Origin of the sequence: Yoonia rosea (genome assembly GCF_900156505.1) — a bacterium.
GTDB classification, from domain to species: Bacteria; Pseudomonadota; Alphaproteobacteria; order Rhodobacterales; family Rhodobacteraceae; genus Yoonia; species Yoonia rosea.
Genome location: NZ_FTPR01000001.1, coordinates 734,487 through 757,186 on the forward strand (window position 1 = coordinate 734,487; position 22,700 = coordinate 757,186).

Consider the following 22,700-nt stretch of genomic DNA (forward strand, 5'->3'; position numbering starts at 1 on the left):
AGGGAAAAAGCATGGGTGATCAAGACATTGCGACGATGATGGCCAAGATTGGTGCGGATGCACGTGCCGCGTCGACCGTGCTGGCCACCGCCGGATCAGAGCGTAAATATGCGGCCCTCATTGGTGCGGCGGATGCGATCTGGGAAAACCGCATGGCGATCATGGATGCCAATGCCGAAGATCAGGTCTATGGCGAAGAAAAGGGCCTCAGCCCTGCCATGATGGACCGTTTGATGCTGGATGAGCCCCGCATCCGCGCCATGGCCGAGGGGCTGCGCAACGTTGCCGCCCAATCCGATCCGGTGGGCGAGGTGATGACCGAATGGGATATGCCCAGCGGTCTGCACATCCAGCGTGTGCGTACGCCTTTGGGTGTGATCGGCGTCATCTATGAAAGCCGCCCCAATGTGACAGCGGACGCTGGCGCGCTCTGTCTGCAATCGGGCAATGCGGTCATCCTGCGGGGCGGGTCCGAGAGCTTTCATTCCTCCACCGCGATCCATGACTGCCTGCAAACCGGTTTGAAACAGGCAGGTCTGCCAGCGACAGCGATCCAGCTTGTACCGACCCGCGACCGCGCGGCGGTCTCGGCGATGTTGACCGCGACAGACCATATCGACGTGATTGTGCCGCGCGGCGGCAAGGGGCTTGTCGGGTTGGTCCAGCGCGAGGCGCGCGTGCCTGTCTTTGCCCATCTTGAAGGCATTTGCCATATCTACGTGGGCGCGACGGCTGATCCTGCAATGGCGGTCGAAATTGTTCTGAACGCCAAGACACGCCGCACCGGTATTTGCGGGTCCATGGAATGCCTGCTGATCGATTGGCGTTTTTACACACAACATGGCTCACTGCTGATTGATGTCCTGCTGAAGGCTGGCGTTGATGTGCGCGCTGATGGTGAACTGGCCAAGATTGCGGGCACAACGCCCGCGCAACCCGATGATTTCGGGAAGGAATTTCTGGATATGATTTGCGCGGCCAAGCTTGTCGATGGTGTCGACGAAGCGATTGCGCATATCCGCACTTACGGCTCAAACCACACAGATGCCATCATTACGGCCGATGATCAGGCCGCGGCACATTTCTTCAAAGAGCTCGATAGCGCGATCCTGATGCGGAATGCCTCAACGCAGTTTGCCGATGGTGCCGAATTCGGCATGGGCGCCGAGATCGGGATCGCGACAGGGAAATTGCACGCCCGCGGACCGGTCGGGGCGACGCAATTGACCAGCTTCAAATACCTTGTGACAGGAAACGGCGCGGTGCGCAGTTAGGATCAGAACCGCGCGATCAGGTGGTCACTCATGTGGCGGAATTGCAGTAGACGCTGCGCTTCCGCCAACACACCCGGCAGAAGCGCGAATTGCACATGGGCCGCCGTGTATCTGAACCCCATTTGCGGCGCGCTGATGTTGTCCCAAAGCTCTTGGTCCACGGCCAGACGCGGCCCCTCGGCGCGCATCACCCATGTTTCGCCATCGCGCGTGATCTGGATATCCCCGCCCAGAGGCATGGTGGATTCGAGCGCCTGCAACATCAAAAGGGCTGCGCGCACCAGACGGCGTGGCTGATCGCCCTCGATTTTCCAGATATAGTTGATGCGGCCACCTCGCGCGGTTGCTGCAAGAATTGACAGGATTTCAGAGCGGCTGACGGACTGCTCTTCAGTGGCAGCACCATAGGCAATGCGGAAATACCGGATCCGTGCGCTGGCGTTCTGAACGCTTTCGTTGATCAGGTCCATTTCGGCTCCGGTATCGCCATCGGTCAGCGCCAAAAGCTCGACGCCATTGCCGATCGCCCCAATTGGACTGATAAGATCATGGCAAATACGTGATCCAACCAAAGCCGCAAGATCAGGTTGCATAATGCAGCCTCCGTTGTAAGAGAGAAAATATGTCAGATATAAATGCGATTTTTGAGCCTGGTGTGCTCGTGCGGCACCCCGACCAGCCGGATTGGGGCGTCGGGCAGGTGCAGTCCAACATTGGCGACCGGATTACTGTTAACTTCAGGGAGATGGGCAAAATCGTCATTGATAGTCGGCGCGTCTTACTTGAGTTGGTACATGAATAAAATACAACCCAAAGGAGAGTTGCGCAAGTTGGGTTTCCAATACCTGTCAATCTGTCGCGGTATGGTTTCTAAAAGGTTAATGTCCGTCATCCTGCGCCAAAATAAAGGCTGGCTGTGAATTTGTCTGTGCCGCCAAAACCTGTCTTTGAGACCCGCGTGACTCGTGCGCCGCAGGATATCTGCGCCGCTCAACGCCTCCGGTATGAGGTCTTTGTCACCGAGCTTGGTGGTGATGGTCCATTGGTTGATCATACCGCACGCCTGGAATGTGATAACTTTGATGCCCATGCCGACCATATCCTGTTGTTGGACAAAGCGCGCCCGCAGGACGATCAGGTCGTCGGTGTTTACCGTGTTATGACCGCCGAAATGGCGCAGGCGGCAGGCGGCTTTTACTGTGAGACCGAGTATGATCTGACGCCGCTCTACCAAAGCGGCAAACGCCTGTTGGAACTGGGGCGTTCTTGCCTGCATCCTGACTATCGCGGTGGTGCTGGGATGCTGCATCTGTGGCAGGCGCTCGCTGGGTATGTCGAAGCGCGCCAGATTGCGGTGCTGTTCGGGGTGGCTTCTTTTCATGGGACCGACGCACAGGCGCTGTCGGACGCGTTGAGCCTTTTGTATCATAAACATCTGGCACCCGCGGGCCTGCGCGTCACGGCCAAAGGGCCAACGGCCGTGCCAATGAATATCCAACCCCTCGAGACGATTGACCGCATCGCCGCCGTGCGCGGCATCCCCGCCCTGATCAAAGCCTATCTCCGGTTGGGCGGGAAAGTGGCGCCTGATGCCTTTGTGGATCACGCTTTCAATACGGTTGATATCTGCCTGATCCTTGAGAAAGATGCGATTGATGGATTGCAGCGGGCCATTCTGGCCAAAGGCGGGGCAAGTGGCTGAGACTTGGCAAAGCAAAAGCGCGCCGCCGGACTGTCGCTTGAGTGGTCTTGGCTGGCTCAGGGTCGTGCTGCGCGCGATCCCCTTGAGTGTTCTCGTCTTTGGTGGATTGCTGATCTTGCTTGCTGTCCGCCTTGTTGAACGGCCGCTTTGCGGGCTGGGACGGCCGGTGACGCCCTATATCACACAGTTTGTGTGCCGGATGTCCTTTGTGGTTCTGGGGATCAGGTATACCTCGGAAGGTGCGCCAATGGCGGGTGCGGGGGCCGTGGTGGCAAACCATACCTCTTGGCTGGATATCTTCGCACTGAACGCCCGCAAACGCATCTATTTCGTCTCCAAAGCCGAGGTGGCCCGCTGGCCTGGTATCGGATGGCTGGCGCGCGCGACGGGAACCGTGTTCATCCGCCGCGACCGCAGCGAAGTGCAGAGCCAGATCGCCGTCTTCCGCGACAGGCTGGCGGCAGGTCACAAACTGTTGTTTTTTCCCGAAGGCACCTCAACCGATGGTCTGCAAGTGCTGCCTTTCAAACCAGCGCTCTTCGCCGCATTTTTCGATCCATCCTTGCGCCAGACGCTTCACATGCAGGCGGTGACTTTGCAGTATCACGCGCCCGCAGGCGCGGACCCGCGGTTTTATGGCTGGTGGGGTGATATGGACTTCGCGCCGCATCTGCTGGCGACACTGGCTGCCGCAAAGCAGGGTGGCGTGCATGTGATCTACCATGCGCCCGTTCAGGTCGCGGATTACAGCGACCGGAAAGCGCTTGCCCGCGCGATGGAAGATCAGGTGCGAGCGGGTCTGAAGCCCGGTTTCTAGCCCAGCATCGCACGTCTGAGGGTGCCAAGCGTCCCGGCGGGGTTATCTGTGGTCCAGACTTCATCGCCGATCCCGAAAAAATCTGTATGAGGGGCAAGCGCGCGGATCAAACCCTCGTCCAGCGCGCCTTCGGCGACAACGGGTACTTCGATCATCAGGGACCACCATTCGAACAGTTCGAGCTCCGCCTGACGGCCGTCACCAAGGGCGGTTTGTCCCACGGGACCGAAGCTGACGTAATCGGCGCCCAGCTCGCCGGCGGTCATGCCGTCATGGCGGGAATTGGTGCAGTAACTACCGACGATGGCATCATCACCAAGGTCCTTGCGCACCTGTCGGACCGAACGTGCGCCGTCTTGCAAATGGACGCCATCAAGGCCCAGACGCTCGACCAGCTGGATATGGGTGTCAATCACCAGTGCCACGTCACGCGCATGGGTGATTTCGCGCAGGGCGTCGGCTGCTTTGGCGATCCGCGTCTCATCGGTGGTGCCCAGCGCGAGACGGACGCAGGCCACTTCGGTGCTGTCCAGACAGGCGGCCAATTCGGCCGGATATGTCGACAGATCAAATTCCGAAGGGCTGATGAGGTAGATTTGCGGGTGGTCTTGGGCGTCCGACATGGGGGCGTTCCGATTTATTTGATGTTTCAGGGGCTTTTAGCGGGGAAAATCGGGCTTGGCTATGGGGGGCGTGCTGCGGTGGTTCTTGCCTTGCACAGGCCCGCGGCGTATCAGGCGGCGATCTTATCAAAGGAAGTCTTATGCCCAGCGCCCAGCCTCAGCCTGCATTCGTCCTGATCCGTCCCCAGATGGGTGAAAACATTGGTGCAGCCGCCCGTGGCATGTGGAATTTCGGGTTGGACCGCATGCGGATCATTGACCCGCGTGATGGCTGGCCGAACCAGAAGGCTGTGGCGATGGCCAGCGGGGCAGGGCGGCTGTTGGATGAGGCGCAGATCTTTGCGGATACGGCCGCAGCCATTGCCGATTGCGATTACGTCTATGCCACCACGGCGCGGCCACGGGGGCTGACGAAACTGGTGCTAACACCCGAGGCTGCGATGCAGGATGCCCGCGCGCGGATTGCGCAGGGACAAAAAGTCGCTGTGATGTTCGGCCCCGAACGGTCGGGCATGGAAAACGATGATATCGCGCGCGCGAATGCGATCATTTCGGTGCCGGTGAACCCTGATTTTCCGTCGCTCAATCTGGCGCAATGCGTTCTGCTGACAGGCTATGAATGGCGGCGCGAGGCGGTTGAGGTTGATCCCGCGCGCGTGGATGCTGTGGGCGACTGGGCCGAACAGATCGAGATTGAAAAGCTGTCCGATCATTATGAGGAAAGGTTGCAGGAGGCGGGGTTCTTCTATCCCGAACACAAGGCCGAGAACATGAAGATGAACCTGCGCAATATGTGGTCGCGCATGCCGATGACACGGGCGGATGTGCAGATGCTGCATGGCATGATGCGCCAGATGGTGCGCTGGAAAGAGCGGGGGTAAGGTGGATTTCAATCCACCTTACATGTGGCACCCTGACGCTTGCGGTCGCCGCACACGGGTTCTAGTTAAACGGTAACACCAAGCGGAGACCGATGATGGCAACCAAGCGCACAATTTTCGAAGATGTCGGTGACACCCCCAAACAAACAGCCGCCCCCGGCGGGATCAGCCGTGCGGGGCAGGGTGCACGTCGTGCGATCCGCGCGTGGTTGATGGCGCTCTTCGGACTGGTTGTGGTTATGATCGTTGTCGGTGGTTTGACACGTCTGACCGATAGTGGCCTGTCGATTACCGAATGGAAGCCCGTGACGGGGGCCATGCCGCCGATGTCCGAGGCCGCCTGGGTTGAAGAATTCGACAAATACCGTGCAATCCCCGAATACCAGTTGCAGAACCGTGGCATGACCATGGCCGAGTTCAAGGTGATCTACTGGTGGGAATGGGGCCACCGTCAATTGGGCCGCTTTATCGGGCTGGTCTGGGCCGTGGGCTTTGTGGCTTTCGCCGTGAGCCGCAAAATTCCGACAGGCTGGACGCCGAAGCTGTTGTTTATCGGCGCTTTAGGCGGCCTACAGGGGTTTATCGGCTGGTGGATGGTGTCGTCAGGCCTGGAAGAGGGGATGCTGGACGTGGCCTCTTACCGGCTTGCCACGCATCTTGGGCTGGCCTTCGTGATTTTCGGTTTCATCGCATGGTACGTTTATCAGTTGGGCCGCAGTCAGGCTGATCTGCTGCAAGCGCGCCGCAGTGGGAATGCAGGTCTTGCGCGATTGAGCACGATCCTTGTCGGTTTTGCCTTCCTGCAAATCATCCTTGGCGCTTTGGTCGCGGGCATCGATGCGGGCCGCGCTTTCCCTGACTGGCCACTGATGGCCGGTGGGTTCTTGCCGCCCGAGCCTTTGTCACTGACCCCGGTCTGGCGCAATTTCTTTGAGGACGCGGGTCTTGTGCAATTCATGCACCGGATGGTCGGCTACGCGCTCTTTGCCTACACGATCTTCGTCTGGACCCGTGCGCGCCGCTCGGCCAATGACACCACGCGGTTTACTTTCAACGCGATCATGGCGGTGATGACACTTCAGGTCGCGATCGGCATTGTGACGGTGATGTATTCCGCGCCGTGGCAGATTGCGATTGTGCATCAACTGGTGGCGGTGATCCTCTGGGCGTTGATCCTGCGGGGCCGCTTTGTGGCGCAGTATCCTGTACCACAAACCATCAAGGGGGCCTGATAAAATGGGTGCATATACCGACCTGATGGCGTTCCAGCGCGAGACCGAAGCGCTTAGCCAGATTGCAGGCCGCCTTGGATGGGATCAGGAAACCATGATGCCTGACGGCGCCACACCCCAGCGCGCGGAAGAACATGCAGCAATGGCCAATATCCTGCATGCCCGCAGGATTGATCCGCGGATCGGCGAATGGCTGGAGACAGCGCAAGCCACCGATGATGTGGCCGCCGCCAACCTGCGCCACATCCGGCGGGATTATGAGCGCACTGCGAAAGTCCCCGCACGTCTGGCAGCGGAGCTTGCGAAAACCACGTCGCTTGCGCACCGCGTTTGGGCCCGTGCCCGCGCCGAGGAAGACGTGGCCGCCTTCCTGCCGATGTTGCAGAAAGTCGTCGATCTGCGCCGTGAGGAAGCGGCTGCCGTTGCAGGCAATACCGACCCCTATGATGCGCTGCTTGACGATTACGAACCGGGTGCCACCGGCGCGCGCTTGGGTGCGATGTTCGCGGCCTTGCGCCCGCGTCTTGTCGCGCTGCGGGCGGCGATTTTGGATAAACCGGTGCCTGCGCCGTTGCGCACACACTTTGATGAAGCCGCACAATTGGCGCTGTCGGAAAAGCTCGCCCTCAGCTTTGGCTACGGTCTTGCAAACGGACGGATCGACAAGGCGGTGCATCCGTTCTCATCAGGCTCCGGCCTTGATGTGCGGATCACGACGCGGACCAATCCGACCGATCCGTTCAACTGCTTCTATTCCACGATCCACGAGGTCGGCCATGCCGCCTATGAGCAGGGAATTGACCACGCGCATTTGCTTACCCCTTTGGGGCGGGGTGTATCTATGGGCGTGCACGAAAGCCAAAGCCGGATTTACGAGAACCAGCTTGGGCGCAGCCGCGCCTATACGGGCTGGCTTTACGGGCAAATGCGCGATGCATTCGGTGATTTCGGGGTCGCCGATGAAGAGACCTTCTATGCCACGGTCAACCGCGTGCATGACGGGTTTATCCGCACCGAAGCCGACGAGGTGCAGTATAATCTGCATGTGTTGCTGCGCTTTGATCTGGAGCGTGCGCTGATCGCGGGGGATCTGGCTGTGACTGATCTGGAAGCGGCATGGAACGACCGCTTTCTGGCAGATTTCGGCTATGCGGTTGATAAGCCCTCGAATGGTGTCTTGCAGGATGTGCATTGGTCCGAGGGGCTTTTTGGCTATTTCCCGACATACACGTTGGGCAATGTCTATGCAGGCTGTTTGCATGTGGCGTTGCGTGATGCGGTCCCTGATCTGGATGCAGATCTTGCGCGGGGCGATACATCGAAAGCAACGGGCTGGCTGCGCGCGAACCTGCAACAATATGGCGGGCTGCGCACGCCGGTTGCGACGATCACCCATGCAACCGGTACAGCGCCCAGCGAGGCGCCTTTGCTGGACTATCTGGAAGAGAAATTCAGCGCGATCTACCGGTTGTAGGCGTCGGAGCCTCCGGCGGGGATATTTTCGGGCCAGTAATAACGCAGGCTAGGACCACTGCGGATCGCGTTTTTCCAGAAAGGCATTGATGCCTTCGTTGGTGTCGTCGACCAGCATGTTCTGCACCATGACATCGCCGGTGTAGGCGTAGGCCTCGGCCGTTGTCATCTGGGCCTGCGCATAAAAGGCCTGTTTGCCGATCTTGACCGCTGAGGGGAGTTTCTTGGCGATCGCCTGCGCAAGCTCTTGGGCGTCGCGCTCCAATGCGTCGGTGTGCACAGCGCGGTTGATCAGGCCGAGGTCCTGTGCCTCGCGGGTGTTGATAAAGCGGCCCGTTGTCAGCATCTCGAAAGCAGCTTTGCGGTGGATATTCCGGGTCAGCGCCACCATGGGGGTGGAACAGAAGAGGCCGATATTCACGCCATTGACGCCAAAACGCGTATCGTCCGACGCCACGGCCAGATCGCAGGTTGCCACAAGCTGGCAACCGGCCGCCGTGGCGATGCCGTGGACTTGCGCGATGACAGGTTGGGGCATGGACTGGATCCGCTGCATCATGGCGGCACAACGATCGAAGAGGTCCTTGAAATAGGCCGCACCCCCATCGGGCGATTGCCGTCCGGCCTGCATTTCCTTGAGGTCATGGCCCGCGCAGAACGCTTTGCCTGATCCCCGCAGGATCACGGCGCGGATGCTGCTGTCCTGTGCGATTTGATCAAACGCCCCGTGCAGGGCAGCCAGCATCGCATCCGAAAGGGCATTCAGGCGCTCGGGCGCGTTCATCGTCAAGGTGGCGATATGGCCTGTGTCTTCGCGAAGCAGGATTGTCATCTTGTCCCTTTCGGTGTTGCTTGGGTGAACCGTAATGCAGCGCGAGGTGATATGGAACACAAGATGGATATTCCCGGACTTCAATCGTTTCTGATTGAGGCTTTTCCGCAGGTTGCCGGAGAGATCGCGGTGACTGAACTGGCCGCTGATCAGCTGACGGTGCGTTTAAAGGTCCAAGACAAGCACTTGCGCCCCGGAGGCACGGTATCCGGGCCGACGATGTTTATGCTGGCTGATGTGGCTGTCTATCTGGCGATCCTATCGCGGATCGGGCCGGTTGCCTTGGCGGTGACCACCAATTGCAGCATCGATTTTATGCGCAAACCAGTCGCCGATGCCGATCTGATCTGCACGGCGCGGCTGCTGAAATGCGGGCGGGTGCTGGCCGTTGGCGATGTGCTGATCCACAGCGCGGGGCAGGCGGCCCCTGTCGCCCGCGCAAGCCTGACCTATTCCATTCCGCCAAAATAAAAAAATGGGCCGCAACCAGTGCGGCCCAGTCAGGAAAAGGCAGGAGGGGTTTAGTCCTGCCAGAACGGCTTGGCGGCTTCTGCCTGCGCAGAGAGGCGGTCCAACCCGATATCATGAAGCAGATGTGGTTCTAAGTCCTTCAATGCGCGGCGGGTTTTGCGTCGGGTGTCCCATTGTGTCACCACCACAGCAAATTTAACCGCAAGGCCAGCAACCATTGGCAGGTCTTTCCGGGCAGTGAGATTCATAAGTTGCGCGGTATGGAGCGCGTTTGACATGGGTCGACTCCTAAAATTGTATTGACACAATACAGAGAATTTCTACAATGCATTGGTACAAATGAAGAAACTAAAGGTCTATAAAATGATTGTATCCGATACAATTTGGCAGCCGAAAGTTTCAACCGCTGGCAAGTCCAAATACAAAGCGCTCGCACAGGCGATCCGCGAGGGAATTGTATCAGGACAATTAGCAGCAGGAGAGAAGCTACCGCCGGTGCGTGACCTTGCCTATCGGGTGGGTGTGACACCCGGGACCGTGGCGCGGGCCTATTCGCTTTTGATTGATGAGGGGCGTTTGATCGCCGGTGTGGGCCGGGGGACCTTTGTGTCGGGTCAGAAAACCGGTTCAGAGGCCGCCATCAAGGCACCTGTCATACTGGACAGACCCAGCAATGCGCCGGACCGCGCGCACCTGTTAAGCCCCAAGGTGCCCGATATGGGGCAATCACAGTTGCTGCGTGACGGGATGCAGGCGCTTTCGCGTAACTTTCACCCCGAGCATCTGTTGCGTTATCCCACGCGTGAGACCGACCTTGCCGCGCGGCTTGCGTTTCAGGCCGAGATTGTCCCCGAGAGTGTGGCGCATTTCACCGTTGATGACATCGTCACGGCCCATGGCGGGCAGAGTGCAATCGTGATGGTTTTACAAACGGTGCTGCATGGCACGCATCCCGTGATCGCGGTTGACGAGCTGAGTTATGGCGGTTTTCGCTCGGCGGCGCTTTTGTGTCGGGCGGATGTTGTGCCTTTGCCGTGGGATGAAGAGGGGCCGCTGGTTGCCGCCTTTGAGGAAGCGATCAAATCCAAAAGTGTGCAGGTCTATTTTACCGCATCCGAGGTCTGCAATCCCACGGTCAAGGCCACATCGCCCGCGCGCCGCGTTGAGATTGCGGCGATTGCGCAGCGGTATGGCGTGCACATCATTGATGATGATTGCTATCGTTTGATGAAAACAAAGCGGATCGGGCCGAGCTATCGTGCTTTGCTGCCCGGGCTGGGCTGGTATGTGTCCTCGCCGGCCAAGACGCTGACAGCGGCATTGCGTATCGGTTTTGCGATTGCGCCCGAAGGGTGGGGGCCGGCGCTGGTCAGGACCGCCACATATCATTCCTTTGGTGTCTCGCGGATGATCACGGACCTTTACGCGCATGTGCTGGCCACGCCCGAGCTGCCGCAGATCATTGCGCAAGTAAAGCAGAGGGTGGCCGCAGACATTCACGCGGCCGTCAACATCTTGGGGGGATACCAGTTGAACTGGTCAGAGGACGTGCCGTTCCTGTGGCTTGAACTGCCCAGAGGGTGGCGGGCCACCGCATTCTGTACCGCGGCCGAGGCGTCTGGGGTCCTGATCAAACCTGCCGAAGACTTTGCCTTGCGCGATGGGCGTTCCGTTCATGCGGTGCGTATTGCGATCAATGGTCTTATGCCGCACGACGCCTTCGTCGAGGCGATGGGGGCACTTCGTGCATTGCTTGATCAACCGGCAGAGCAACTTGCGACATAATTGATGGGGTAAAATAATACCTAAATTTTAACCCATTGAAAACGCATGAGTTTACCGCGTCAAAGGCGCTTGACTGCGCACCGGCTCTGTTTATAACGCCCCAATCGAATGACACGTGGCGCGAGCCACCCCAAACTTTTGGTGGAATATGAAAACCTTTACCGCAACTCCTGCGGATATCGACAAGAAATGGATCCTGATCGACGCTGAGGGCGTTGTTCTTGGTCGTCTTGCCTCGATCATCGCAATGCGCTTGCGCGGCAAGCACAAGCCTTCTTTCACACCGCACATGGATATGGGCGACAATGTGATTGTCATCAACGCCGAGAAAATCCAGATGACTGGTAACAAGCGTGATGAGAAATACTATTGGCACACCGGTCACCCCGGCGGCATCAAGTCCAAGACCAAGGCAGAGATCCTTGAAGGTGCGCACCCCGAGCGCGTCATCATGAAAGCCGTACAGCGCATGCTGCCCGGTGGCAAACTGTCCCGTCAGCAGATGACACACCTGCGCGTTTTCGCAGGCGCTGAGCACGGCATGGAAGCCCAGAAGCCCGAAGTTCTGGACGTGAAGTCCATGAACAAAAAGAACACGAGGACTGCATAATGGCCGATCAAGTAAACTCGCTCGAAGAGCTGGGCCAAGTTGCAACAGGTGCCGAGGCACCAGCTGCAGCGGTCGAAGCAACGATCACACGTGAGCCCGTGCGCGACGCGCTTGGCCGGTCCTATGCGACAGGCAAGCGCAAAGACGCTGTTGCCCGCGTCTGGATCAAGCCGGGTTCCGGCAAGGTCACAGTCAACGGCAAAGCCATGGACGCCTATTTCGCGCGTCCCGTTCTGCAGATGATCCTGCGCCAGCCATTTCAGGTTGCCGGTGTTGTTGACCAGTTCGACGTGATGGCAACTGTTGCCGGTGGCGGTCTGTCCGGTCAGGCCGGTGCGGTCAAGCACGGTGTGTCCAAAGCCCTGCAGCTTTACGATCCAACACTGCGTGCCGCGCTGAAGGCCGCCGGCTTCCTGACACGCGACAGCCGTGTGGTTGAGCGTAAGAAGTACGGTAAAGCAAAAGCCCGTAAGAGCTTCCAGTTCTCCAAGCGTTAATCGCTGGATGGCAGAGATTGGAAAGGGCGGTCCTTGGGGCCGCCCTTTTTTGTTTGAAGGCCGTGATTTGGACCAAGGTCCGCTGTGCGGTTCAAGTTTGCCGTTCGTTTCTTATGGTGAAATGACTGCTTGTAACCCAAGATGGACGTTATCCGTCGACGGTTGCACTTGCAGTATTTGACAGTGAGGGGCGGAAAGCGGCCTTTCGCTGCGCTTGGCATAGAGGTCCGCTTTGCGAGACCAAAGCCGACCTTGGTCTCATTATCGTCAATGGCTGCTTCGGGCGGTCGTTCAACAAACGAACCCTTTTGGTAACATCTTATTGGGTTCAGCGGGCTATGAAACTTGATCTGCAGGCCATAAAACGTAATACAATATTGAGCCTTTATTGGGGATTCAAAGATGGCTGATGCCTTGCCTGTGCGACAATATGTTGTCGAGGCCCTACGCTCAGAAATTTTGGCGCTGCGCTTCGCGCCCGGAGAAAAACTTGTCGAACGTCGTCTATGTGAAATGACAGGTGCATCGCGGACTGCTTTGCGAGAAGGTTTACGCCAGCTAGAGGCAGAGGGCCTGATCGAGATCATCCCTAATCGCGGTCCGATTGTCCCCAAGCTGACGCCCAAGAATGCGCAGGACATCTACCAACTGCGTGGGGTTTTAGAGGCTGATCTAAGCCGACAGGCGGCACAGTCCGCCACGGGGCGCGATGTGATCGCGTTGCGAGCTATCGCCGAAAAGGTGACTTCTGCTATGAGATCGGGCGATCGCAAAGCCTTGCTCGCCGCAAAATCAGATTTTTACGACTGGCTTTTGCGCCTTTCGGACAATGACGAAACAACTGTTGTGATGCGCAAGCTTCTTGGCAGAACAGCGATCATTTGGCCGTCGACTGTGCTCGACGATATGCCCGCAAATGTACATGGCATCCAGACTTTCACCGATTTGGTGGACGCAATCGCCGCGCATGATCCTGACCGCGCGGCGCACGCGGCCCGTGTCCAAGTCCTGTCGGCTGGCGAATTTGCCTTGGCCCACATGCAACGCTCTGCAGAAATGTAATACAAAAGACTTGATTAAGTATAAAATGTAATACTATTAAATACCATCTCATCGAAAGGAGATGGTATGACTTTACATCAATTCGACCACGACATTGATCCCGGACGCACGGCTCTTGTGCTGATCGAATGCCAAAACGAATGGCTTGCGCCAGATGGCAAGCTACAGCTCGTCATTGAGGACCGTCCGCAATTTGAACGTGCCGCCAAAGGCGCTTTGACCCTTTTGCAACTTGCGCGGGACGCACAGATGTCTGTTGCGCATGTTGGACTGCGGTTTGCCGAGGGCCACCCGGAAATGGGCGCAGGCGGCTTTGGATTGCGTGGTGCCATAAAGCAATTTGGGACTTTCCCGAGCGCGTCACCTGCGAGCGAATTTGCGCCCGGGTTTACACCTCGCACCGGTGAGTTCGTTGTCCGTGGCCGGGTCGGTGGTTCAGCCTTTGCAGGATCAAATCTGGACATCTGGTTGCGTAACAACGCGATTGATACCGTGATCCTTGCCGGTTTCGCCCTACATGTCTGCGTCGAAAGCTCCCTACGGGCTGCCCATGACCTTGGATACTTCAGCTATGTGGCGCAAGACGCCACCGCCGCATTCAATTCCGCACAGCGCAAGCACGTGCTTGACGATGTCGTGCCGCACTTTGGCAAGGCCTTGTCAAATGCGAACCTTCAATCCCTTCTCTCAACATTTCAGGAACTAAGTGCATGAAATCAATCGTTTGGGCCTTCAGCCTTTCCCTCTTCCCCATCATCACAACAGCAGAGACTTCCATGACCCCGATCAATCCCCCCTTCGTCGACATCCCTGGCGTATCACAGGCCGTTTTGGTCGAAAGTGGCCGGACGCTCTACATTTCAGGTCAGGTGCCTATGGGCCCAGAAGGGCTTGTTGACGGCGGCCTTCTGGCGCAAGCCGACCAAGCCTTTGCCAATTTCACAGCGACGCTCGAAGCGGCCGGTGCCGATTGGAGCAACGTTGCGCGGGTCACATTCTACATCAAGGATTATGACCCAACCCAGTTGGACGTCATGCGTGAGTTGCGCAACAAATGGATCAAAACTGATGTCCCACCAGCATCCGCCCTAATCGGCGTTGCGTCCCTTTTCCATCCCGGTGCATTGATCGAGATCGATGGAATAGCGGTGCTACCATCAGAGTAGATTTTTGCAGAAACTATCGGTGCTGTTCATTTTGAATGGGACCAAAACCGTCATTCTTGAAACCTAAACAAATCAACTTTTTGCTCTTCCCACTAACGCCGTTCAAAACGCAAATGGCTGTCGAACGCTTTTGGATCACTTGTGAAAGAGGCCTTCCGTGCAAAACGCAGCATCGGTGACTATGGGCTCACAGCTGCCGTTCGCTGCAAGATGCATCAACGGTAGCGTTAGGCCGAAATTGACCGAATGGTCGCTCAAAGTTCGCTACTCTGCAAAGCTCTATCCCTGCGCATTTCCGCCGTTCAGGCTGAAAGCAATGTCGGTCAAAGTGGATCCTACGTCGTCGTCGCAATAACCGATCCGCATGCTTGTGCTCTCATCACAGCTAGTCGAACTGATAGGACAGCCTGACCCCAACAGTCTCTAACCCCGGGTTCACTTCGGACAGATCGGCGTTCGAGCGGTGATCAAGAAACACCGAAAGGCTGCCCATGTCACCGAATTTGACACCAGCGCCGACTGATCCGCGCCATTGGAGCGGAAAACCCAGATCGGGGCCCTCGTCTTGTATATAGAGACCGGGCATGAGTGAGGCTTCGATAAAGATCGGGCTGTCGCTGATGCGTTCGCTGGACCATTTGGCACCGGCACCCAGCCAAAGATCGTTGTTGCTCGTCAGGCTTGCACCCACAGTCGGTTGCACCGCGCCAATGCGCTTGGGGAGGTCGTAGCTGATGAACACCTCATCGCCGATTACCTCTTCCTGAAAGTACGTATCGCCATATTGCACATGGATGCGCGCCGGTGCCTCGCTTTGCTGAAAGCAATCGCTCTGGCAGTCGTTCAGGTAGGTGTCTGTGGCGCTTACGATGATAAAAATCCAGGCGAACGTACTATCAGCCATTGGGGTCCTCACTGTCAGGTGCGATCAGGCCAAGCCCGCGCAGATAAATCCCGATCCCTGTCTCAAGCAGGTCTTCAGGCGGAAACGGGCTTTTGGTGCCGGGGTTGGAGCGGGCGAAAAGCTCGACCACGCCATGCGATAGCGCCCAGATATGGGCACTGAACATCTGGGGTGGGGGGCGCTTTTCGGCCGGAATATGTTGCGAGAGCTGTTCAGCCGCTTTTTCCAGAACGCCCATCGCGCGGGTGGCGACGGCGTGCAGCTCTGATGAGCGGTTGATCGAAATGCCGCTCTCGAACATCGCGATATAGTGGCCGGGATATTTGCGCGCAAAGGCCAGATAGGCGCGTCCCGTGGCCTCGAATGCCTTGAGCGCCGATGGCTGGCCGTCGCCATAAGCGTATTCCATCAGGTCACCGAACATCTCGTAGCCTTGCAGCGCTGCCGCCGCGATCAGATCCTCGCGGCCCTCAAAATGGCGGTAGACGGCGGCTGGGGTCACACCGGCCTCGCGCGCCGCCTCGGACAGGGTAAACCCCGTCGGGCCACGCTTTTCGATCAGCGTCAGACAGCCGTCGATCAGCGCCTCGCGCAGATTGCCGTGATGATACCCGCGTTTAGCCATGCCAGAGGTCAGGCCCCCCAAGGATCTTGTCATCTGTGGGGGTGACGGCAGTTTCATCCTTCATCGGGTAATCAAGCTGGCCCAACAGATGCCGGATCACCTGCACGCGCGCGCGGCGCTTGTCGTCTGAGCGCACAATCGTCCATGGTGCATGCGCGGTATGGGTGCGCTCAAGCGTCTCCGCGATTGCGGCGGTATAGGCGTCCCATTTGCTCAGGCCTTCGACGTCTATCCAGCTGAGCTTCCATTGCTTCAGCGGGTCTTTCTCGCGGTCCAGAAAGCGTTTGAGCTGTGTGGCACGTCCGACATTGAGCCAGATTTTGACCAGTGTGATCCCTTCATGGACCAGCATGTCTTCAAACTCGGGAACCTGCGCAAACCAGCGTTCACGCTGTTCCGGCGTGCAAAAGCCGAAAACATGTTCAACGACGCCGCGATTGTACCAGCTGCGGTCAAAGATCGTGATTTCACCTTTCGCGGGCAGATGGGCGATGTAGCGTTGGAAATACCACTGCGCGGCCTCCACATCGGTGGGCTTGGACAGAGCGACCAGTTTTGCGCCACGCGGATTAAGGTTCTCGCGCAAGCGTTTGATTGTGCCACCTTTTCCGGCTGCGTCACGCCCTTCGAAAACCACTGCGATGCGGCGTCCGGTTTCGCGCGCCCATGCCTGCATCCGGACCAGTTCGATTTGCAGGGCGGCCAGCTCGGCCTCGTATTCACTGCGCTTCCAGCGGTCCTGATAGGGGTATGCCGGGTTGATAATGTCACCCTTGCCCGCTGCTTTTACTGCGTCACGCACGTCGGCAGGGGCATCTTCAGTGAAATAGCGGCTGATCCCGCCATCAAAAGGTAAATCCATGAAAATTCTCCCAAACCTCGCACACCATATATGGGGGTTTGTATCTGGAAGCGCAATTCGGCTTTCAACGCCAAGAGAGACTAAGGTTGCAGGCCCGCGCGCTGTGCTGCGCGGTCAATTGCGCTGATCGCGGCAAGCGGGTCCGCATGGTGTGGCATATGACCCACGCCGGGCAGGCGGGTTGTGTTCACTTGCGGGACGATTTTCGCGATCTCTTCGGCATGAATGTGGATCGGGACGGTCGTGTCTTCCTCGCCATGCAGAATCTCGATCGGCAGCGTCAGCTCCGGATACCGCTGGGAGAGTTGCACGACATGCGGGCGCGATGTGTTTACCTGCCGCGTATTGGCGCGCATGCTGGATGGCCGCAGCGTCAGCCCGGCGCCGATGTAGTCTGCATAGCCTGCAGGCGCGCTTTGCGGGGCAAAGGTCGCTTCGATGCTGCTATCCACCACCGAAGGCGGCACAAAGGCGGAAATTGCAGGGATCGTCACGACACCGCCAAAGGCGCTGCCATTGACGGTATAGTATCTGTCCAGCCCGCCCGGCCACGGCATGGTGACGCCGGCAAATGACACGATTGCCGATGCATTCGCGGGGCTGTCTTGATCCAGACCAGCCACCGCCCATGCATAAGAAACGATGCCACCAAAGCTGTGTCCTGCCACAATCGGATCTGTGATGCCGATCTTTTCTGCGGCTTCGCGCAGCATGGCCGCTTGCGCCTGCGGGCTGTCACCTTCGGTCGCGGTCAGCCCAGTGGCGATGCCGGGCACCCTGTCGGTATACCCCAGACCGGGGCGATCAAAGGCCGTGACAGTATAGCGATCTGTCAGACGGTTCATCAGATCAAAGGTCCATTCGCGCAGGTTGCCACCCGCGCCATGCAACAGGACCAGATGCGGCCCGCTGCCGTCTTGCACATAATGCACCTGACCGCCCGTCACATCGACGAACTGACCCAGTGGCGGGTATTGCGTGGTTGCCTGCGCGGCGCGGTACTGTGAAATCACGGTGGTTGCCAGCGCTGTGACACCGAGAATGACGGAAAGGGTTTTAACTGCCAATTTTATCCAACTCAAAATGGGTGGTCTGGTAAATTTCGTTTATCCAGTTTCCATATAGGAGATGTGCGTGACTTCTCCACCTGTTCTGAGGTTGTTTCGTCGGGTCATCACCCGGATAGTAATTCATCGGCACGTTAATCGGCGTACCATTGCTGATATCGCGGTCATATTCCTGCTTGAGCGTGCCGCTGTCGTACTCGAAGTGATTGAAAATATAAAGCGCACGGTGTGCCGGGTCCTCGACAAGGGCAGGGCCCGCGTCATCGCTGGTAATCAGCGTCTTCAGCCCACCCGCTGCATCAATTTCATCCTGACGCATCTCTGTCCAGCGGCTGACTGGGATCACGCAATCATCCGAAAACCCGCGCAAATAGGGTGAGGCGGGGTCGGTGACATGGTGCCGGAAACAGCCGAAGGCTTTGTGATCCAAAAGGTGTTTCTGCACACCGTGGAAATAATTGATCATCGCCATGCCACCCCAGCACACGCCAAAGGTGGAATGCACATTGGTTTGGGTCCAGTCGAAGACCTCGGTCAGCTCGTCCCAATAGGTCACGTCCGCGAAAGGCAGGTGTTCAATCGGCGCGCCTGTGATGATCAGACCGTCGTATTTTTCGTCTTTCACCTCTGAAAACGGGCGATAGAACTCTTCCATATGCTCGGCGGCGGTGTTCTTGGTCTGGTGTTCCGTCATCCGCACCAGTGACAGCTCAATCTGCAAAGGGGTGGCCCCGATCAGGCGTGCGAACTGGTTCTCGGTCTGGATCTTTTTGGGCATCAGGTTCAGCAAGGCAATCCGCAGCGGGCGGATGTCCTGACGGGACGCTGTATCTTCATCAAGCACCATAACGCCTTCGTTCGACAGAACGTTATAGGCGGGCAGGGCACTGGGCAGTTTAATAGGCATTGTTCACATCCAAGATAAGACGGCAGAGATAGGCGGCTTAGCCGCGCATCTCAAGGGCGTCAGCGATCATGCCAACAAAGCCCTCCGTATCTTTGACCTTCTCAACGGCATGTTGCGGTACGGTGATGCCCCATTTGTCCGCCATCGCCTGATAGCGCGGCTGGCGGTGCGCCAGTGCCTTGGCAAAGGCCCAGCGGATGAAATCATCGGGGTTTACCTTGTCAGGGGCCACGTTGAACTCATCCAGATAGGCGTTCCATGTCGCTAACAGAAAGGCGGGATCATAGGACATCGGCTTGGGTTCGCGATCAAAGCGCCGGATCAGTTCGGCGGTATGCTCGTCGGTGCCTTTGATCCAGACCATCAGTGTCTTGGCGGCCAGATCGGTCATGATCGGATCATCCGGATCATTCACATCGACCCATTCACAGATGGACCCGCCCGTGTCGCAAACAAAATGCGGGTACTGGTAAAGCCTGCTGGAACGTTCGATGAAATGCCCCGTATCATGCAGTGCCGCGATTTCAGCCTGCTGAAACTGGTCCTGACGGCGGGTGTATTCATCCCAGGGCAGGCCGCCGAAGGCAGGATCACCCGGTTTGCCCAGATAGGACGACATCGGCCGCAGATCGTTGAACGAGATGTTCGAGCCGATATAGATGCTGTCCGAGCGCAGAAGATCACGCAGGAACGGCACCTTCATGGCTTCGCGCTTGGCGTTATCCGCGATCAGCTCGCCCATGTACCGCGTCCCGATACGGTAATCGATCGAGTAGTGAAACCAGTCGCCTGTGCTGCGCAGCATGTTGGACAGATACGTCTTGCCGAGGCCGGACATGGCAAACAGCAGAACGCGTTTTTGCGGGGCGTTGCGCCACTCGGATGCGGATGTGTAAATCATGCCGCAAGGGGTAGCGGCAGGTTAGCGCATTTTCCAGCGGTTTTTACGGCTCTCACCCCAAGACGCTGGGCCAATTTGCGTTTGCGGAGGCAATATGACCCGGAATATCGCGTTCCCAACGGCGGCGCACGCTGGTTGAGAAATTTAGGTAAAGCTTGTCGTCCACGATCGACCACGCCTCGGGCACAGTTGGCGCTGTGTAGCCTTGGCTGACCGCATAGGCGCAATAACCGCCGTATTGCGGCGCATAGCGGGCAGGGTCGGCGGCAAAGGCATCGCGGTTCTCGGTCGATGCGAACAGCCATGTCGCACCCATATAGTCAAACGTGATCTCGGGATTGCCCGCAACGGGGGCGCCTTGGGTGAAGTAGCCGACAACATCGGACCCATCCACGGCGATCCCGTTCTCGGCGTAAACCTCAGGCGTGGCGGCCATGGCGCGGGGGGCAAAGGCGGCGAAAGCGGGTGCAGCGATGGCTGCCGTCAAAAGGTGGCGTCGTGTGATCGTCATTGCGGGTCTCCTCGTGCTGGACTGGCATTTCTGATCCCAATAGGGGCATGTTGCCGCGCAAAAGCTAGAGGGCACACAGACATGTGACCTTTCGTTGCAAAACGCGCTATGTGTGATGTGGGCGCCTTATGCGCCGCGCCAGATCCAGCCGCCACCCAGCACCCGTGTGCTATCAGGGTCATAGAACACGCAGGCCTGCCCGGGCGAGACCCCTTGCTCGGCGACCAGCAATTCAACCTCGGCTTCCGTCTCGGAGATCGGGCGCAATACAGCATCCGTTGGCGGACGGGTGGAGCGCACGCGCACCGCGATCGGGCGCTCGCCCATATCCGTCAGGTTACCGCCGCCGATCCAGTTGATTTCGCGGATCGGCACGCGGCGGGTGGCCAGAAGGTCTTTGGGTCCCACAACGACCTGCTTTTTGTCGACATCAAGTTTGACGACATAGAGCGGATCAGCCAGCCCGCCGATCCCCAGACCACGCCGCTGGCCGATGGTGTAGTGTATGACACCCTTATGGGTGCCCAGCACGCGGCCTTCGGTGTCCACAATGTCACCCGGCGCCGCAGCACCGGGGCGCAGTTTCTCGATCACCGCCGCGTAATCACCATTGGGCACAAAGCAGATATCCTGACTGTCGGGTTTATCCGCCACGCTCAGCCCGTATTTGCCCGCCAGCGCGCGGGTTTCTTCTTTGGATGCATGATGGCCCAGCGGGAAGCGCAGGTAATCCAGCTGCTCTTGCGTGGTGGAAAAAAGGAAATAGCTCTGGTCCTTGGTCGGATCCGCGGCGGAATGAAGCTCGGCCCCTTCAGCGCCCATTTTGCGCTGGATATAATGACCGGTCGCCATGCAATCGGCGTCAAGGTCCTTTGCGGTTTCCAACAGGTCCTTGAATTTCACCCGTTCGTTGCAGCGAATGCAGGGCACGGGGGTGGCACCGCCCAGATAGCTATCGGCGAATTCGTCCATCACCGCTTCGCGGAAGGTATTCTCGTAATCCAGCACGTAATGCGGGAAACCCATTTCTTCGGCCACACGGCGTGCGTCATGGATATCGCGGCCCGCACAGCACGCACCCTTTTTGGCCAAGGCCGCGCCATGGTCATAAAGTTGCAGGGTCACACCCACCACATCATAGCCCTCTTCGGCCAGTTTGGCGGCCACGACAGAGCTGTCGACGCCGCCGGACATGGCAACAACCACGCGCGTCTGTGCGGGCGGCTTGGCAAAGCCGAGCGAATTAAGCGGCGAATCAAGTGACATAGGGTGTTCCGGAAGCTTCGTTTACAGAGATAAATATAGGAAAATGCGATACACTCTCAAGGCCCCCCTATACCACTCATTAAACCCTTCACCGGATATTTACCCCCGGAGTGACACAAAGGGGTGCAAATATGTACTTACGTAAGATTGAAGGACCAAGATCAGTGACCTTGTCTGATGGAACAATCATGACGCGGGCGGACCTGCCCAGTCAGAAAACAAGACGCTGGGTTGCGTCACGCAAGGCCGCGGTTGTGCGGGCCGTCGGCGGGGGGCTGATCACACGGAAAGAAGCGTTGGAAACTTACGCGCTTTCAGAAGACGAGTTTTCAGAGTGGGAGAAGGCGGTGGATCAGCACGGCGAAGCGGCGTTGAAGGCCACAGCATTACAACGCTATAGACAACTATAGGTTGTTTTTGGTAAAGGTACGTTGGGGGTAACGGCTAATTAACCTTTATTGGTTTAATTGAAGGCTACCGAACTCATAGCGGAGAACTGCCATGCGAGTATTGCTGGTTGAAGACGACCCCACAACGTCCAAAAGCATCGAGCTGATGCTGACCCACGCCAATCTGAATGTGTACGCAACAGATATGGGGGAGGAAGGGATCGATCTTGCAAAGCTTTATGATTATGACCTGATTCTTCTGGACATCAATCTGCCCGACATGAACGGGCACGAGGTTTTGCGCCAGCTTCGGTTGAGCCGTATTGATACGCCTATATTGATCCTTTCAGGGGACGATGGGACAGAAAGCAAGCTAAAAGGCTTTGGTTTTGGGGCAGATGACTATCTGACCAAACCCTTCCACCGCGAAGAACTCGTGGCGCGTATTCATGCAATTATCCGGCGGTCCAAAGGACACGCGCAATCCATCATCAAAACAGGGCAGATTGCCGTAAACCTTGATGCCAAAACGGTTGAGGTCGAAGGCAGCACCGTGCATCTGACGGGCAAGGAATACCAGATGCTTGAACTCTTGAGCCTGCGGAAGGGCACAACCCTGACGAAAGAGATGTTTCTCAATCACCTCTATGGCGGCATGGATGAGCCCGAACTCAAGATTATTGATGTGTTCATCTGCAAACTGCGCAAAAAGCTGAGCGAGGCCACCAACGGTGACAATTATATCGAAACGGTTTGGGGGCGGGGCTATGTCCTGCGTGATCCGGACCCTGTGACATCCCATGCACCGATAGCAATCGGGGCCTAAGACGCGCACCTTTCATG

The 22,700-nt window shown here is 57.8% G+C and carries 28 protein-coding genes; 16 read left to right on the forward strand and 12 right to left on the reverse strand.

The features are described from left to right. Positions 1 to 11 precede the first annotated feature (11 nt). Positions 12 to 1,274, forward strand: coding sequence for a glutamate-5-semialdehyde dehydrogenase (locus B0B09_RS03510; protein WP_076658389.1), 1,263 nt, complete (start codon positions 12 to 14; stop codon positions 1,272 to 1,274). A 2-nt stretch (positions 1,275 to 1,276) separates the two neighbouring features. On the opposite strand, the gene B0B09_RS03515 is transcribed toward B0B09_RS03510, so the two are convergent. Next, complete coding sequence (locus B0B09_RS03515) at positions 1,277 to 1,867, reverse strand: histidine phosphotransferase family protein (RefSeq protein ID WP_076658390.1); 591 nt, start codon at positions 1,865 to 1,867, stop codon at positions 1,277 to 1,279. A gap of 29 nt (positions 1,868 to 1,896) precedes the next feature. On the opposite strand from B0B09_RS03515, the gene B0B09_RS03520 reads away from it, so the two are divergent. From B0B09_RS03520 to olsA, 3 genes are all read left to right on the forward strand, one after another. Further along, complete coding sequence (locus B0B09_RS03520; protein WP_076658391.1) at positions 1,897 to 2,076, forward strand: DUF3553 domain-containing protein; 180 nt, start codon at positions 1,897 to 1,899, stop codon at positions 2,074 to 2,076. A gap of 126 nt (positions 2,077 to 2,202) precedes the next feature. Next, positions 2,203 to 2,976 (forward strand): L-ornithine N(alpha)-acyltransferase, encoded by a 774-nt coding sequence (gene olsB, locus B0B09_RS03525; RefSeq protein WP_076659772.1) that lies wholly within the window; start codon positions 2,203 to 2,205, stop codon positions 2,974 to 2,976. Beyond that, positions 2,969 to 3,793: a lyso-ornithine lipid O-acyltransferase gene (gene olsA, locus B0B09_RS03530; RefSeq protein WP_242654335.1), complete on the forward strand. Its 825-nt coding sequence runs from the start codon at positions 2,969 to 2,971 to the stop codon at positions 3,791 to 3,793. Before olsB ends, olsA begins: the two co-directional genes overlap by 8 nt. Here the strand turns inward: olsA and B0B09_RS03535 are convergent. After that, positions 3,790 to 4,416, reverse strand: a complete 627-nt coding sequence (locus B0B09_RS03535) for a thiamine phosphate synthase (RefSeq protein ID WP_076658393.1) — start codon at positions 4,414 to 4,416, stop codon at positions 3,790 to 3,792. The genes olsA and B0B09_RS03535 overlap by 4 nt on opposite strands. Before the next feature lie 140 nt (positions 4,417 to 4,556). Between B0B09_RS03535 and B0B09_RS03540 the strand changes: the two genes are divergently transcribed. The 3 genes from B0B09_RS03540 to B0B09_RS03550 all read left to right on the forward strand — a co-directional run bounded on the left by B0B09_RS03540 (position 4,557) and on the right by B0B09_RS03550 (position 8,003). Continuing rightward, positions 4,557 to 5,297 carry an RNA methyltransferase gene (locus tag B0B09_RS03540; RefSeq protein WP_076658394.1) on the forward strand — a complete coding sequence of 247 codons (741 nt, stop codon included), beginning with the start codon at positions 4,557 to 4,559 and terminating at the stop codon, positions 5,295 to 5,297. Between the two features lie 95 nt (positions 5,298 to 5,392). Next, positions 5,393 to 6,529 (forward strand): heme A synthase, encoded by a 1,137-nt coding sequence (gene ctaA / locus B0B09_RS03545; protein WP_076659774.1) that lies wholly within the window; start codon positions 5,393 to 5,395, stop codon positions 6,527 to 6,529. A 4-nt stretch (positions 6,530 to 6,533) separates the two neighbouring features. Beyond that, the gene (locus B0B09_RS03550) at positions 6,534 to 8,003 is read left to right on the forward strand and encodes a carboxypeptidase M32 (protein WP_076658395.1); all 1,470 of its coding nucleotides are present in this window, start codon (positions 6,534 to 6,536) and stop codon (positions 8,001 to 8,003) included. Positions 8,004 to 8,051: 48 nt separating this feature from the next. Here the strand turns inward: B0B09_RS03550 and B0B09_RS03555 are convergent, their stop codons facing one another. Next, positions 8,052 to 8,870 (reverse strand): enoyl-CoA hydratase, encoded by an 819-nt coding sequence (locus B0B09_RS03555; RefSeq protein WP_278247278.1) that lies wholly within the window; start codon positions 8,868 to 8,870, stop codon positions 8,052 to 8,054. A 15-nt stretch (positions 8,871 to 8,885) separates the two neighbouring features. On the opposite strand from B0B09_RS03555, the gene B0B09_RS03560 reads away from it, so the two are divergent. Continuing rightward, positions 8,886 to 9,305, forward strand: coding sequence for a PaaI family thioesterase (locus tag B0B09_RS03560; protein ID WP_076658397.1), 420 nt, complete (start codon positions 8,886 to 8,888; stop codon positions 9,303 to 9,305). A 50-nt stretch (positions 9,306 to 9,355) separates the two neighbouring features. Here the strand turns inward: B0B09_RS03560 and B0B09_RS03565 are convergent, their stop codons facing one another. Further along, positions 9,356 to 9,583, reverse strand: a complete 228-nt coding sequence (locus B0B09_RS03565; protein WP_076658398.1) for a DUF1127 domain-containing protein — start codon at positions 9,581 to 9,583, stop codon at positions 9,356 to 9,358. 85 nt (positions 9,584 to 9,668) lie between these two features. Here B0B09_RS03565 and B0B09_RS03570 point away from each other — a divergent pair, with 85 nt between their 5' ends. From B0B09_RS03570 to B0B09_RS03595, 6 genes are all read left to right on the forward strand, one after another. Then, a complete protein-coding gene (locus B0B09_RS03570; protein WP_076658399.1) occupies positions 9,669 to 11,090 on the forward strand; it encodes an aminotransferase-like domain-containing protein in 1,422 nt (473 codons plus the stop codon). 148 nt (positions 11,091 to 11,238) lie between these two features. Continuing rightward, positions 11,239 to 11,700 (forward strand): 50S ribosomal protein L13, encoded by a 462-nt coding sequence (gene rplM / locus B0B09_RS03575; protein WP_055292774.1) that lies wholly within the window; start codon positions 11,239 to 11,241, stop codon positions 11,698 to 11,700. Next, on the forward strand, positions 11,700 to 12,197 hold the full coding sequence (gene rpsI, locus B0B09_RS03580) for a 30S ribosomal protein S9 (RefSeq protein WP_055292775.1): 498 nt from the start codon (positions 11,700 to 11,702) through the stop codon (positions 12,195 to 12,197). The genes rplM and rpsI overlap by 1 nt, the downstream gene beginning before the upstream one ends. A gap of 402 nt (positions 12,198 to 12,599) precedes the next feature. After that, on the forward strand, positions 12,600 to 13,259 hold the full coding sequence (locus tag B0B09_RS03585; RefSeq protein ID WP_076658400.1) for a GntR family transcriptional regulator: 660 nt from the start codon (positions 12,600 to 12,602) through the stop codon (positions 13,257 to 13,259). A 66-nt stretch (positions 13,260 to 13,325) separates the two neighbouring features. Then, positions 13,326 to 13,973: a cysteine hydrolase family protein gene (locus B0B09_RS03590; protein ID WP_076658401.1), complete on the forward strand. Its 648-nt coding sequence runs from the start codon at positions 13,326 to 13,328 to the stop codon at positions 13,971 to 13,973. After that, the gene (locus B0B09_RS03595) at positions 13,970 to 14,425 is read left to right on the forward strand and encodes a RidA family protein (protein ID WP_207552127.1); all 456 of its coding nucleotides are present in this window, start codon (positions 13,970 to 13,972) and stop codon (positions 14,423 to 14,425) included. Before B0B09_RS03590 ends, B0B09_RS03595 begins: the two co-directional genes overlap by 4 nt. A gap of 385 nt (positions 14,426 to 14,810) precedes the next feature. On the opposite strand, the gene B0B09_RS03600 is transcribed toward B0B09_RS03595, so the two are convergent. The 8 genes from B0B09_RS03600 to mnmA all read right to left on the reverse strand — a co-directional run bounded on the left by B0B09_RS03600 (position 14,811) and on the right by mnmA (position 21,468). Beyond that, positions 14,811 to 15,329 (reverse strand): acyloxyacyl hydrolase, encoded by a 519-nt coding sequence (locus B0B09_RS03600; protein WP_076658402.1) that lies wholly within the window; start codon positions 15,327 to 15,329, stop codon positions 14,811 to 14,813. Next, positions 15,322 to 15,954 (reverse strand): TetR/AcrR family transcriptional regulator, encoded by a 633-nt coding sequence (locus B0B09_RS03605; protein ID WP_076658403.1) that lies wholly within the window; start codon positions 15,952 to 15,954, stop codon positions 15,322 to 15,324. The genes B0B09_RS03600 and B0B09_RS03605 overlap by 8 nt, the downstream gene beginning before the upstream one ends. Continuing rightward, on the reverse strand, positions 15,947 to 16,816 hold the full coding sequence (ppk2, locus tag B0B09_RS03610) for a polyphosphate kinase 2 (RefSeq protein ID WP_076658404.1): 870 nt from the start codon (positions 16,814 to 16,816) through the stop codon (positions 15,947 to 15,949). The genes B0B09_RS03605 and ppk2 overlap by 8 nt, the downstream gene beginning before the upstream one ends. A gap of 80 nt (positions 16,817 to 16,896) precedes the next feature. Next, positions 16,897 to 17,883 (reverse strand): alpha/beta fold hydrolase, encoded by a 987-nt coding sequence (locus B0B09_RS03615; RefSeq protein WP_076658405.1) that lies wholly within the window; start codon positions 17,881 to 17,883, stop codon positions 16,897 to 16,899. Beyond that, positions 17,873 to 18,790, reverse strand: coding sequence for a homoserine O-acetyltransferase MetA (gene metA, locus B0B09_RS03620; RefSeq protein ID WP_076658406.1), 918 nt, complete (start codon positions 18,788 to 18,790; stop codon positions 17,873 to 17,875). Before metA ends, B0B09_RS03615 begins: the two co-directional genes overlap by 11 nt. 37 nt (positions 18,791 to 18,827) lie before the next feature. Continuing rightward, positions 18,828 to 19,691, reverse strand: coding sequence for an ATPase (locus B0B09_RS03625; RefSeq protein WP_076658407.1), 864 nt, complete (start codon positions 19,689 to 19,691; stop codon positions 18,828 to 18,830). Positions 19,692 to 19,743: 52 nt separating this feature from the next. Next, positions 19,744 to 20,202 (reverse strand): YHS domain-containing (seleno)protein, encoded by a 459-nt coding sequence (locus B0B09_RS03630; RefSeq protein ID WP_076658408.1) that lies wholly within the window; start codon positions 20,200 to 20,202, stop codon positions 19,744 to 19,746. Positions 20,203 to 20,328: 126 nt separating this feature from the next. Beyond that, entirely contained in the window at positions 20,329 to 21,468 is a 1,140-nt protein-coding gene (mnmA, locus tag B0B09_RS03635) for a tRNA 2-thiouridine(34) synthase MnmA (protein WP_076658409.1), read from the reverse strand. Between the two features lie 131 nt (positions 21,469 to 21,599). Here mnmA and sciP point away from each other — a divergent pair, with 131 nt between their 5' ends. Next, positions 21,600 to 21,878, forward strand: coding sequence for a CtrA inhibitor SciP (sciP, locus tag B0B09_RS03640; protein ID WP_076658410.1), 279 nt, complete (start codon positions 21,600 to 21,602; stop codon positions 21,876 to 21,878). A 91-nt stretch (positions 21,879 to 21,969) separates the two neighbouring features. Continuing rightward, on the forward strand, positions 21,970 to 22,683 hold the full coding sequence (ctrA, locus tag B0B09_RS03645; protein WP_055292785.1) for a response regulator transcription factor CtrA: 714 nt from the start codon (positions 21,970 to 21,972) through the stop codon (positions 22,681 to 22,683). Positions 22,684 to 22,700 lie beyond the last annotated feature (17 nt).